General features: G+C 47.5%; 15 protein-coding genes. 11 read left to right on the plus strand and 4 right to left on the minus strand.

Annotation, left to right across the window (positions count from 1 at the left end; translation table 11 throughout):
* The first annotated feature begins 24 nt into the window (after positions 1 to 24).
* Together efp and AC06L3_RS01480 are read left to right on the plus strand one after the other, a co-directional pair.
* Positions 25 to 591 carry an elongation factor P gene (gene efp / locus AC06L3_RS01475; protein WP_475668855.1) on the plus strand — a complete coding sequence of 189 codons (567 nt, stop codon included), beginning with the start codon at positions 25 to 27 and terminating at the stop codon, positions 589 to 591.
* Between the two features lie 66 nt (positions 592 to 657).
* Positions 658 to 1,311 carry an O-methyltransferase gene (locus AC06L3_RS01480; RefSeq protein ID WP_475668856.1) on the plus strand — a complete coding sequence of 218 codons (654 nt, stop codon included), beginning with the start codon at positions 658 to 660 and terminating at the stop codon, positions 1,309 to 1,311.
* Here AC06L3_RS01480 and AC06L3_RS01485 read toward each other — a convergent pair.
* Both AC06L3_RS01485 and xseB read right to left on the minus strand, forming a co-directional pair.
* A complete protein-coding gene (locus AC06L3_RS01485; RefSeq protein WP_475668857.1) occupies positions 1,295 to 2,185 on the minus strand; it encodes a bifunctional riboflavin kinase/FAD synthetase in 891 nt (296 codons plus the stop codon). The genes AC06L3_RS01480 and AC06L3_RS01485 overlap by 17 nt on opposite strands.
* Positions 2,182 to 2,382, minus strand: coding sequence for an exodeoxyribonuclease VII small subunit (gene xseB / locus AC06L3_RS01490; protein ID WP_475668858.1), 201 nt, complete (start codon positions 2,380 to 2,382; stop codon positions 2,182 to 2,184). Before xseB ends, AC06L3_RS01485 begins: the two co-directional genes overlap by 4 nt.
* Before the next feature lie 267 nt (positions 2,383 to 2,649).
* Here xseB and xseA point away from each other — a divergent pair, with 267 nt between their 5' ends.
* From xseA to AC06L3_RS01505, 3 genes are read left to right on the plus strand one after another with little or no spacing between them, the layout of a single operon-like run.
* Positions 2,650 to 3,843 carry an exodeoxyribonuclease VII large subunit gene (xseA, locus tag AC06L3_RS01495; protein WP_475668859.1) on the plus strand — a complete coding sequence of 398 codons (1,194 nt, stop codon included), beginning with the start codon at positions 2,650 to 2,652 and terminating at the stop codon, positions 3,841 to 3,843.
* Positions 3,844 to 3,880: 37 nt separating this feature from the next.
* The gene (yihA, locus tag AC06L3_RS01500) at positions 3,881 to 4,498 is read left to right on the plus strand and encodes a ribosome biogenesis GTP-binding protein YihA/YsxC (RefSeq protein WP_475668860.1); all 618 of its coding nucleotides are present in this window, start codon (positions 3,881 to 3,883) and stop codon (positions 4,496 to 4,498) included.
* Between the two features lie 12 nt (positions 4,499 to 4,510).
* On the plus strand, positions 4,511 to 5,476 hold the full coding sequence (locus AC06L3_RS01505; protein WP_475668861.1) for a ribose-phosphate diphosphokinase: 966 nt from the start codon (positions 4,511 to 4,513) through the stop codon (positions 5,474 to 5,476).
* A gap of 78 nt (positions 5,477 to 5,554) precedes the next feature.
* On the opposite strand, the gene der is transcribed toward AC06L3_RS01505, so the two are convergent.
* Both der and AC06L3_RS01515 read right to left on the minus strand, forming a co-directional pair.
* Complete coding sequence (gene der / locus AC06L3_RS01510) at positions 5,555 to 6,862, minus strand: ribosome biogenesis GTPase Der (protein WP_475668862.1); 1,308 nt, start codon at positions 6,860 to 6,862, stop codon at positions 5,555 to 5,557.
* An 11-nt stretch (positions 6,863 to 6,873) separates the two neighbouring features.
* Positions 6,874 to 7,185 (minus strand): hypothetical protein, encoded by a 312-nt coding sequence (locus tag AC06L3_RS01515; protein ID WP_475668863.1) that lies wholly within the window; start codon positions 7,183 to 7,185, stop codon positions 6,874 to 6,876.
* Positions 7,186 to 7,352: 167 nt separating this feature from the next.
* Here AC06L3_RS01515 and greA point away from each other — a divergent pair, with 167 nt between their 5' ends.
* From greA to AC06L3_RS01545, 6 genes are all read left to right on the plus strand, one after another.
* Positions 7,353 to 7,826, plus strand: coding sequence for a transcription elongation factor GreA (gene greA, locus AC06L3_RS01520; protein WP_475668864.1), 474 nt, complete (start codon positions 7,353 to 7,355; stop codon positions 7,824 to 7,826).
* 27 nt (positions 7,827 to 7,853) lie between these two features.
* Positions 7,854 to 8,264, plus strand: coding sequence for an HIT family protein (locus tag AC06L3_RS01525; RefSeq protein ID WP_475668865.1), 411 nt, complete (start codon positions 7,854 to 7,856; stop codon positions 8,262 to 8,264).
* A gap of 28 nt (positions 8,265 to 8,292) precedes the next feature.
* Positions 8,293 to 9,441, plus strand: a complete 1,149-nt coding sequence (locus tag AC06L3_RS01530; protein ID WP_475668866.1) for a peroxiredoxin family protein — start codon at positions 8,293 to 8,295, stop codon at positions 9,439 to 9,441.
* Positions 9,442 to 9,693: 252 nt separating this feature from the next.
* Positions 9,694 to 11,808 carry a peptidase domain-containing ABC transporter gene (locus AC06L3_RS01535; protein ID WP_475668867.1) on the plus strand — a complete coding sequence of 705 codons (2,115 nt, stop codon included), beginning with the start codon at positions 9,694 to 9,696 and terminating at the stop codon, positions 11,806 to 11,808.
* Positions 11,809 to 11,873: 65 nt separating this feature from the next.
* Positions 11,874 to 12,056, plus strand: a complete 183-nt coding sequence (locus AC06L3_RS01540) for a hypothetical protein (protein ID WP_475668868.1) — start codon at positions 11,874 to 11,876, stop codon at positions 12,054 to 12,056.
* The gene (locus AC06L3_RS01545; RefSeq protein WP_475668869.1) at positions 12,053 to 12,229 is read left to right on the plus strand and encodes a hypothetical protein; all 177 of its coding nucleotides are present in this window, start codon (positions 12,053 to 12,055) and stop codon (positions 12,227 to 12,229) included. The genes AC06L3_RS01540 and AC06L3_RS01545 overlap by 4 nt, the downstream gene beginning before the upstream one ends.
* Positions 12,230 to 12,278 lie beyond the last annotated feature (49 nt).

Below are 12,278 nucleotides of genomic sequence, written 5' to 3' on the forward strand. Positions count from 1 at the left end.
AATTGATAAACAAGATACATTTTTATGGCAACAACAGCAGATTTCAAGAACGGCATGTATTTCAATTTCAATGGCAAGCCTTGTAAATTGATTTATTTCCAGCATGTAAAACCAGGCAAGGGCCCTGCATTTGTAAAGAGCAAGTTCAAGAACCTCGAGAACGGCAAGATCCTTGAGAACACTTTCACAGCAGGCGCAAAGATTGAGACCATCAACATTGAGAGAAGGCCTTATCAGTTCCTCTACAAGGATGAAGACGGTTACAACTTCATGCATACCGAGACATACGAGCAGATTCACCTTGACAATGACTTCGTTGACAATCCTGACCTCATGAAAGAAGGACAGTATGTTGAAATGATGTTCCACGTTGATGAGGACAGATGTCTCACATGCGAGCTCCCGCCATTCGTAGAGCTTGAAGTCACCTATACAGAGCCGGCAGTCAAGGGCGATACTGCTTCAACCAACGCAATGAAGGAGGCAACTCTTGAAACGGGTGCAATCATAATGGTTCCTCTTTTCATCACTCAGGGCGAGAAGATAAGAGTCAAGACCGAGGACAGATCATACGGAGAGCGCGTTAAATAACTGAACCGCATCCAAGAAGATACTGAGGCGCCTGGTTATTCCATACGCCTCTTTTTTATAGGAAACATGAACGATCCCCTATACGAATACATAGAAAGGAATTCCACAGGGCAAACAGAGGCTCTTGACTGGGTTGAAAGGCAGACTCATCTGCGTTCCATCTATTCCCACATGCTCTGCGGTCCGGTGGAGGGCAGGCTGCTCAATCTGCTGACTTCAATGATAAGACCGGCCCGGGCTCTGGAAATTGGCGTTTTCACAGGCTATTCCTCAATATGCATAGCCAGCGCACTGCCTGATGGGGCGCATCTGGATGCTCTGGAAATCAATGATGAACTTGAGGATGTCATTCGCGAAGGATATACACGTGCCGGAGTTGAAGACAGGATAAACCTGATATTAGGCAATGCCAATGAAAGTCTGAAGCAGCTGAGTGGCCCGTATGATATGGTGTTCATAGATGCCAACAAACGCGAGTACGTGAAATATTACAATGCCATAATTGACAAAGTCCGCCCCGGCGGTTTTATTCTGGCCGACAATGTACTATGGTCAGGAAAAGTTCTGGAAATGGACCTGAAACCTGGCGCTGCGCCGCAGCATATTGATGCCCAGACCAAGGGAATTATGGAGTTCAATGAGCTGGTTGCCAATGATTCCAGGGTGGAGAATGTGATAATCCCGTTGCGAGACGGGCTCAATGTCATAAGGAAGAAATGATCCTGTGCGCCTTTTCAGTATCTGCGCGCATCTGTTCAACAAGCTCCGCTCTGGAAGAGAACTTGCACTCCGGGCGGAGTTTTTCCAGGAAACGTATTTCAAGGTCAAGGCCGTAAATCTCCTCCGAGAAATCCAGAATATGGGTTTCTATCACCCTGTTGGAAGAATCTGTAAGGGTGGGTCTGAGGCCTATGTTGCAGATTCCCTGCTTCCACTGGTCCAGCACTTTTACTCTTACAGCATAGACTCCGTCCTGCGGGACAGCCTTGAGCGGATTGTACAGCCCTATGTTTGCTGTTGGGAATCCAAGCCCCTTTCCAAGACCGTTGCCCCTGAGAACCACGCCGCCCAGCATATATTCGTATCCCAGGAACTCGTTGGCCCTTCTTGCCGAACCGTTGGAAAGCAGGTTCCTGATTTTGGTGGATGAGATTATGTTGCCGTCCATTATGAACTCATTGCAGCGGACCACTTCGAGTCCGAGCCTGTTGGCAATGGCAATCATGTCCTGCTGGCTCTGGTTCACATTCTTGCCCAGCCTGTGGTCATAACCTATCACAAGTGTGCTTACTCCGTATCTGTCAATGAGATATTGCTTCAGGAACTCTTCCGTTGAAAGGGTACTGAACTGTCTGGTGAAAGGAATCACAATGCTCCTGTCAATCCCTGCACCCTCAATGAGACTCTTCTTTTCCTCAATTGTGTTGAGCAGCCTAAGGTCACCCGCATCCTGCTGCAGCACCGTCCTTGGGTGGGGCCAGAAAGTTATCACTGCACTTTCTTCCTTTTTTTTACTGGCGATAGTGCTGACAGTCTCCAATACTTTCCTGTGCCCTTTGTGAACACCGTCGAAAAAACCTGTTGCCGCTATCATTGTTCAAGTGCCTTTTCAAAATCCGTCCTGTAACCCTCAAGCTGCTTGCGGGCCTGCGCTATCAATTCCTTTGCCTGCTTGAGCAGAGGTTCCAGCTCTTTCAATGGAAGCTCAGGTGTTTCAATTTTTCCAACAACTTCATCCAGCCGGGCCATTATCTGCTCGTAATCCAACTGTGTCCTGCTCTCATTCTCCATACTTTCGTGCATTTGATTTGGTTTACCGGAACAAAGGTAATGAATTTCACGGAACAGGGCATAATAAAAACCGGACCTCTTGCGAAATCCGGCTCTTATTACCTATCACTTATTTTTTAACCTATGAAAACTTTTACGTCTGAAATACTTGCAAATTGCGTGCCATAATTGTTCTGAATTAATAAAATTCCGGTCGCTTCTACAGTTTGACTTCATTTTTTGCAAATCTTTAGGGGATGTGCTAATTTCGTGGAAAAGAATGAGGCTATGGAAGATGGACAGTTGACTCTGCTCAAGTTGCAGGAGATGATAGGGGATGCGGTGAAGGAGGCATTGCCGGATTTGTATTGGGTGAGCGGTGAGGTTTCGCAGATAAGCATCAATTCAAGCGGGCACTGCTATATGGAGCTCGTGCAGATTGACGAGTCTTCCGGGCGTGTGCTTGCCAAGGCGCGCGCAATAATCTGGCGCAGAAGGGCTGATGCTCTGCTTTCTTATTTCCGCGAAAGTGCTGGAACTAATCCTCGGAAGGGAATGAAGATGCTTCTCAATGTGGCGGTTGAGTATTCCGCAGTCTGGGGACTCTCACTCATTGTCTATGATCTGGATCCACGATTCACGCTGGGTGGTATTGAACAGGAACGGCAGAAAACCATAAAGAGACTTGAGGAGCAGGGAATGTTCGAGCTGAATTCATCTCTGGAACTGCCTGTGCTGCCATTCAGGGTTGCCGTTGTGAGCGCTGAGGGGGCGGCCGGCTACGGTGATTTCCTCAAGCACATCGGGCAGAGCCGCTGGGCGGGCTCGATCAGCTGCACTCTTTTTGCCGCACCGATGCAAGGTGAGGCCTGTGCGGTGGGGATAATTGATGCCCTGTCGCAGGTGGAGGAGGATGAATATGATATTGCGGTTATTATCAGGGGCGGGGGCGGCGATATGGATCTGATGCCGTTCGATGACTATGAGCTGGCCTTGAATGTGGCTCAGTTTCCGCTTCCTGTGTTTACCGGGATAGGGCACGACAGGGACTATCACGTGATTGATATGGTGGCGCACAGCTGGTTCAAGACACCTACGGCTGTGGCTGACTTCCTTTTGGAAATGTTCGAGAATCAGTGGAACAGGCTGGCCGGGCTTGGCGCAAGGCTGAGTGAGGCGGTTGCCGGCAGGGTGAATGCTCAGGCTATGGAGCTTAACGCTCTTGAAAAGCGGATACAGTATGCGGTGAGCGCTGTGCTTGCTTCACGGGAGAATGCTCTGAAACTTGTGGAGAGCAAGTTGGAGAACGTGAATCCTGCAAGAATAATAGGTAAGGGCTTTGCAATGATTCTTGACAAGGATGGAAGAAGAATATCCAGCCCGCAGGGGCTTCCCGCCGAGGGTACGATTACAATAGTCATGGAAAAGACAATGCTTGAGTACAGGGTTGAGCGTATTGCTTCAAGAGAATTTGGGGAGTAAGCATTTAATTCGTACTTTTGCATAGAATCTTTTTGCCGTGAAAATTAGCAAAGCAATATTCAAGGGCAGTTGCACGGACGTTGCAAGGAAGCCGGCCGGTGGTTTTCCCGAATTCGCATTCATAGGGAGATCCAATGTTGGCAAGTCATCGCTGATAAACATGCTCTGCGGCAACAAGCAGCTTGCAAAAACATCTTCTACACCTGGCAAGACCCTGCTTATCAATTATTTCCTTGTAAATGACAAATTTCATATAGTTGATTTGCCTGGCTATGGTTATGCCAGGATCAAGCAGACGGAAAGGGAGAAGCTCAACAGGATGATAACTTCATACGTGGGGCGTTCACAGGAACTGAAAGTGCTGTTCGTGCTGCTTGACCTCAGACTTCCTGTACAGAAGATAGATATGGAATTCCTCGAAGCGCTCGATGAGGCCAACGTGCCTTGCGCCCTTGTGTTCACCAAGGCGGACAAACTCGGCACCAATACCCGTGCCGCGCAGCTGGAGAAGAACAAACAGGAGCTCAGGGACCGTTTCGGGGAACTGCCTCCTGTGTTCTGCACATCTTCCGAGTCCGCTCTGGGCAAGGAGGAACTGCTCGGGTATATTGAATATGTGATTGAGGAAAGTGAATTGGAAAAACAACAACATTAACAATATAAATTTATGCAGCAGCCTAATATAGTTCATTCGCACAACATCAAGATCTTTGCGTGCAGAGGTTCGAAAGTTCTTGCTCAGAAGATTGCCCTTGCACTTGGTCTTGAACTCGGACAGTCAGACGTTACCGTATTCTCCGACGGTGAATTCCAGCCAATTTATCTGGAGAGCATCAGAGGTAACAACGTATTCATTGTTCAGTCAACATTCCCGCCTCTTGACAATCTCTTTGAACTGCTTCTCATGATTGATGCGGCAAAGAGGGCTTCAGCTCACAGGGTTATTGCAGTAATGCCTTATTTCGGTTGGGCAAGACAGGACAGGAAGGACCGTCCTAGAGTTTCAATAGGTGCTAAGCTCGTTGCCAATCTGCTTTCAGCCGCCGGTTGTGACCGAATCATGACAGCGGACCTTCACGCAGACCAGATCCAGGGTTTCTTTGATTTCCCTGTTGACCACGTGTATGCAAGTTCAGTATTCCTTCCTTACCTGAGGAACATGCAGATAGACAATCTTTCACTTGCAGCTCCTGACATGGGCGCGGCAAAGAGGGTGAACGCTTACTCAAGGGTTCTGGGTTGTCCGATGATCATCTGCCACAAGTCAAGGGAGAGAGCCAACGTTGTTGGCAGCATGACAGCCATCGGTGACGTTGAAGGCCGTAACGTTGTTATCATAGACGATATGGTTGATACGGCAGGTACTCTTACCAAGGCAGCCAACATGCTTATGGAAAAGGGTGCAAAGAGTGTACGCGCTCTTGCAACACACGCTGTTCTCTCAGGCCCTGCATATCATAACATTGCAAACAGCGCACTCGCCGAACTCATAGTTACCGATACCATTCCTTTGAGAGTTCCTGAGGGAGCCGATGCTTCAAAGATCAAGGTCATCTCAATCTCCGACATCTTTGCCGATATCATAGAGAAGGTTTACAACTACAAGTCTATAAGCACAAGTTTCGTATTCTAATAGAGGAAGCGGCTTGAAATAATAATCGCCCCGCTTGCAGTGGATGCAGGCGGGGCGCTTTGCTATCGCTGTGTAAGATTATTTCTGTCTCAGGTAAATCTGTACAGGGCAGCCTGTGAACTGGAAATGTTCGCGCAGGCGGTTCTCCAGATAACGTTTGTAAGGGTCCTTCACGTACTGCGGAAGGTTGCAGAAGAAGGCGAATGACGGGCTTCTTGTAGGCAGCTGGGTGATGAACTTTATCTTAATATACTTGCCCTTGGTTGCAGGTGGCGGGTAGTTCTCTATTTCAGGGAGCATCTCTTCGTTCAGTTTTGAAGTAGGGATTTTCCTGAGATAGTTCTGTGCAACCTCGAATGCCGCCTTGAGAACGTCAAGTATCCTCTGCTTGTTTATCACGGAAGTGAATATGATAGGGACATCGGAGAAAGGAGATATCCTGGCAAGAATGTCCTGCTTGAAGAGCTTCATTGTGTTGCTGTCCTTACCCTGTATGGTGTCCCATTTGTTCACTACTATCACGCAGCCTTTCTTATTCCTCTGAATGAGGTTGAAAATGGCCATGTCCTGACTCTCTATGCCGTTTGCCGCATCAATCATGAGGATGCACACATCGGAGTTCTCTATTGACCTTACGGCCCTCATCACTGAATAGAACTCAAGGTCCTCGCTTACTTTGGTCTTCTTCCTGAGGCCTGCGGTGTCTATGAGCTCGAATTCATAACCGAACTTGTTGTAATGGGTTGAAATTGAGTCCCTTGTTGTACCTGCAATGGGTGTAACCACGTTGCGTTCCTCTCCAAGAAGAGCGTTGGTCATGGAACTTTTGCCAACGTTCGGCCTTCCAACTATTGTAATCTTTGGAAGTGCGCTTTCCTCCTCCTCTTTCCTATCCTCGGGCAACAGTTCGCATATTTTGTCGAGCAGGTCTCCTGTACCGCCGCCGTCGGCTGCGGCAATGGCGAAAGGCTCTCCAAGGCCAAGTGCGTTGAATTCATATATGCCGTACATCCTGTCTCCTGTGTCAACCTTGTTAACGGCCAGAATCACAGGCTTCTTCACCCTGCGCAGAAGAGAGGCCACTTCCTCATCGTAATCAGTTATTCCGGTTCCAACTTCAGTAAGGAAAAGAATCACGTCCGCCTCTTCAATGGCGAGCTTCACCTGTTTCTTTATCTCCGTTTCGAATGTGTCGTCTGAATTTGTTGTGTATCCTCCTGTGTCAATTATGGAGAACTCCTTTCCGCACCACTCACATCTGCCGTAATTACGGTCTCTGGTAACTCCGGCAATCTCATCAACTATTGCTTTCCTCTCACCTATGAGTCTGTTGAAAAGAGTGGATTTTCCAACATTAGGTCTTCCTACAATCGCTACTATTCCCATATCTGTTTCAATTAATTCTTATTTTTGCAAGCGTTCCCGCCTCTTAGCATGTCCTTGACCTCCTGGGAAAGGCCGCAGTCAATGCTGCAATCCTCGCAGGAAACATCGGCGCGCTTACCGGCTGCGCCGCTCCTCCTGCCATTGCCGTTCCCCCATATCTGTTTCTCCTCCATCTTCGCACATTTTATGCCCTGTTCGCGCAGAGCCTTGTTATGCGCTATCTCTGAGTCAGGAAATTTTCCGTTCTTGCGGAAAATGATGTTGAAACACATCCCGAAAACGCATAATGCAAGAAGTGCAATGCTCAGTAAAACAAGTTTCATCGGTCTTTCATGCAAAGTATTACAGTGTGCAAAAGTAAAAGATATTCACAAATTCGGCAAATTATGATTTTTCAGTTTCAATTTATTTTTTATTAACTTTGTGCTCAAATAGAAAAGGTACAGGGGCCGGCTAATGTTTAGCCTGCTTCTTTTTAATTTTGTTCATTATGGGAAACATACATTATTTGACAGCGGAAGGACTGGACAAACTCAAGGCGGAACTCGCACACATGATATCAGTTGAAAGACCTGCAATCTCAAAGGCCATTGCCGAGGCAAGGGACAAGGGAGATCTCTCCGAGAACGCCGAATACGATGCAGCGCGTGAGGCCCAGGGCCTGCTGGAACTCAAGATTTCACAGATGCAGAATCTGGTGGCCAATGCAAGGGTCATTGACGAATCGAAACTCAACACGGACCATGTGCAGATGCTCAACAAGGTGAAGATCAAGAACCTCAAGACAGGAGCGGTCATGCAGTACACGCTCACAGGCGAGAGCGAGGCTAACATCAAGGAGGGCAAGCTTGCGGCCACAACACCTATAGGCAGGGCGCTTATGGGTAAGCAGAAAGGCGATGTTGTTGACGTTCAGGTGCCTAGCGGCATGCTCAAGTTCGAAATCCTTGAAATCTCATTGTAGTCATTTCATAATACCATTTTAAAGCTTATGGCAACAATATTCAGCAGAATAGCAGCAGGCGAAATACCTTCATACAAAGTTGCTGAGGACGAGAATTTCTACGCATTCCTTGACATAGCACCGCTTGCAAAAGGACACACCCTTGTAATTCCAAGAAAAGTTGAGGATGACTATATCTTCCACCTCGATGGCGGTACTTATTCAGGAATCTGGGACTTTGCCCGCAAGGTGGCTGCCGCCATTGAGACCGCATGCCCATGCAAGAGGGTTGGCGTAGCGGTACTTGGAATGGAAGTGCCTCATACACACATACATCTTGTTCCGTTGAACAGCGAGAGAGATCTCGATTTCAAGAAGGAGAAACTCTCGCTTGATCCTCAGGAGATGGCTTCCATAGCAAAATCCATATCCGAAGCATTCAACAGTCAGAACAAATAGCAAAACCTGCAAAATCATTGAAACTTATATGAAAAAACTTCTTCTCATTGCTCTAGCAGCACTCGCCATTGTTTCATGCACGGGCGGCAACAAGGCTAAAATCGTACTCAATCTCAAGGACGGAGCCGGAAAGCAGGTTCTGGTTTCAATTCTCAAGACAGATGAAGTAAGCGTGGTTGATACCATGAAGCTCAATGGAAGCGGCGTTGGCAAATGCATTGTTCCAGTTACGGAAAAGAACCCTCAGTTCTATTATCTTTCATACGGCAGGAATCTCATTGCCCAACTCATTCTCGAAGGTGGTGATAATGTAAAGGTAAGCGTTGACACATTGGGACGCAATCTGGAGGTGAGCGGCTCTGAGAACACAAGCTCCCTCATTGAGGTAAATGCAATGGTGGACAATGCAAACAGAACCCTGGATTCACTCGCAGTCATACTTCAGACGGCGCGCAGTCAGGAAAACAATGTGCAGCTTGCCGATGTAGCTCACAAGATGGGACAGGCTTTCATAACATACAAACGTCAGGCTGTGAAATATATAATAAGCAATCCATATTCATTTGCAAATGTGAATCTGCTTTACCAGAGGGTTGCCCCAACGCTTCCATTGTTCGGCGAGCCTAACGACGTGGCTTATTATCAGAGAGTTTACGATTCCCTCAGTGTTGAATATCCGAACAGTAAGTATGTGGCAAGGCTGGTTGATGATATCAAAGGCTTTTCTGACGCCCTTGCATTCAACAGCCATGTCAGCTCGGCAGGTGAGATATCATATCCGGAACTTGAAATGCCTGATGTAAACGGCGAAATGGTGAAACTTTCATCACTGGCAGGAAAACCTTTCATCCTTTATTTCTGGACCGCACAGGATGCAGGACATAAGATGCTCAACCATGACCTTATGGAGATTTATGAACAGTATCATTCAAAAGGACTTGAAATATATCAGGTGTGCGTTGATGCCGACAAGACAAACTGGGCAACAACGGTCAGAGCTCAGAAACTTCCTTGGATAAATGTATGTGACGGTCTTGCAGAATACTCGCAGGCGCCGGTGGTATATAACGTTACATCTATTCCTACTATCTATATATTTGATGCTCAGGGTAATATAGTTGACAAGCAGATATTCGAGAAATCAAGGATTCTTTCCGTTCTGAGCAAAATCCTGTAGTTCCCCGAAAAAGCAGAAAATTTCAGGAAACATATTTTAGCAGCAATTCAAAAAGTTTTGCTGTTTCAGCACCTGATTCAGGAATCAGCCTCCCATCTTTGCAGAAGAGTTGGGAGGCTTTCTTTTTGTCTTTCGTCTCAAAAATGGTTTTGTTTTCTAAAAGTACCCTTGGGGCATGGCACCGGCTTGAATCATTGATTTTTGTTGTGGGGATGAAAAGCTGAGAGTTCAAGCCGATGCCATTATTAAAAGATGAGGAGAGGAATTGACATAGCGCAGATTGACACTTATGATTGCGGGGCGGCCTGCCTGTGCTCAATAGCGGCATGGTGGGGGAAAAGAGTTTCCCTGACCAGGGCGCGGCATCTGTGCGGATGCACTCACGATGGCATAACTGTCCGGGGTGTATTGCGCGGAGCAAGGGAACTCGGGATGGAGGCCAGTGCAATAAAGGCGGTGAAAAAGGATGTGAATGAGTTGGAAACTGTTCCGTTGCCTTTCATGGTACATACATTGAACAGCGAGGGTATGCTGCATTATATGGCCGTTTATGATATGAACCCCGGGAAAATCACGGTGATGGATCCGGCATTCGGCAGAAGGAAGACGTTCGCAAGGTCTGAATTCGCCAATATATGGACAGGCATAGTCATAACGCTCAAACCGTCCGCTTCATTCGCCGAAAAGGCTTCCGGAGATGTTTCAATAGCCAGGCAGATGTTGAACTATGGGCTGGAGCATATAAAGGAGATATTGCTGCTCATTTTCCTCGGTTCCGTTCTTTCACTGCTTGGAATAGCCGATTCACTTATTCTGCAGTACCTGATTGATACGGTGATACCTGAAGGAGACTGGGCGCTTATGGCGGCTGTTTCAGCAATTGTGATGCTCATTTTTGTGCTTCAGCTGTTTCTTTCACTGGCAAACAACAGATACTCCGTAAGGACAATGACAAATATGGATACCGGGATTCTATCCCGTTACTCGCGGAACTTGCTATGCTTATCACTTTTTAAAACATCTCAGTTCGACGCCGGCGATCTCACGTCAAGGATTGCCGACATTCCCAAAATCAGGAAACTGTTCTCAGACACCCTGGTATCCTTATTTGTCTCCTTCATGACCTTATGCATTGCAATGTGTATCACATTTTCATACAGCCGTATGTTCGGGGCGGTGCTCATGGCATTCATTCCCCTTTACATGCTGCTTTATAAGATTACTGACAGAATCAACAGAAAGTACAGCCACCTGCTGGCCGGCGGAATATCCGTATATCAGTCCCGTTTCGTGAATTTCATGACAGACAGGGCCGCCATAGGGCATTTCTGCATGGGAGGAGTTGCCAGTGCACAGCTCGATGCGGAATTCTCAACAATTGCCGGCACCATGAGGCGCGAGGGCAATGTCAATGCCCTTCTGAGTTTGTTTTCCCAGCTGCTTGCCAGAGGAATCACAATAACTGTGATCATAGCAGGGACTGTTATGGTTTCAAGGGGCGAACTGAGCCTTGGCTGCCTGGTCTCCATGTACGCTCTGTGCTGGTTCATTACAGCCCCATTGGAGAATACCGTGGAACTGTCCACGGAACTGGCGCAGGCCGGCGTGAGCTGGCGCAGGGTCTTTGAAATAATAAGTCTCGGGAGATCTGAACATAATGACAATGAATGTGAATATGACAAACACCTTTTTTCGGGAGATATAGTCTTTGAGAACCTGCGGTTCGAGTATGCTGGAAGACTTCCGTTGTGGAACAGGTTGAATATAAGGTTAAGTCCGGGAATGATGAATATCATTTGCGGGCCCAACGGTTGTGGAAAAAGTACTCTGGCCTCGCTGCTTGTCAAGGACTATCTCCCTCTGGAAGGCAAGATAAGCATAGGCGGAATTGATATAGCCGGACTGGAAAGTTCATTCCTGAGAAAGAATGTGCTCGTGCTCAGGGGAAGTGACAGCTTATGGGTTGGAACCTTGCTTGACAATGTCTGCTGCTTTGCGGAGGAAACCGACAGGAGTATAAGCAGGGCTGTTGAAGCAATGGAGTCCGTGGGGCTTGGAGAGCTGATAAGGAGACTTCCTCAGAATATATTGTCAAAAGTAGGAGGATTCGGAGGCGCTTCGCTCAGCAATGGAGAAAGGCAGAAACTGCTGATGGCCCGGGCTCTGTTCGCCGATCCGCAGATATTGCTGCTCGATGAGGCAACTGATGCTCTCGACAAGGATTCCAGAGAAAAAATCATTGATCTTCTTCGTGAAAGATGCAGATGTGGAAAGACTGTCGTGCTCATATCGCACGATGATTCCATGCTGAGGAGAGGAGACAGGGTGATATATCTGAAAACAGACGACATTTGCGCAAATGAATAGGCGGTGCACGCCGGAGGTGAAGTCTGCACACCTTTAACCTTGCAGGCAAAGAAAAACTTGGTATTATGGAGAATGAAAGAAATTCTGAAAGAAAGTTCAGGCCTCTGAGTGTGGAGGAGCAATTGATTTGCGGTGGACTGAACCCGTATAAACTTGGTGGGATGGTAAAGAGATTTATCAAGTTTATCTGGGATTACAGCAGCGATTTCATCAAAGGATTCAAAATCGGTAAAAGTGCGGCGTTATGAGAAATTTCGTGGAATTGAGCGCTGTGGAGAGTATATCCATAGCGGGAGGGAAGAGCAGCGCGGTGGCTGGGCTGGTCTATAGGATAGGAATCCTTGTTGGTGTGACCGTGAGTATCATAAAGTACTGCAGGGAAACCTTTGCAGGAAGAATGCGTCTGGCTGCGGCAAATTAGCAGCGGCCTGGAATCTTGTAAACGGGAGGTCTCTTTTCATGAAGACGCC

The organism is Candidatus Egerieousia sp. (assembly GCF_056211015.1).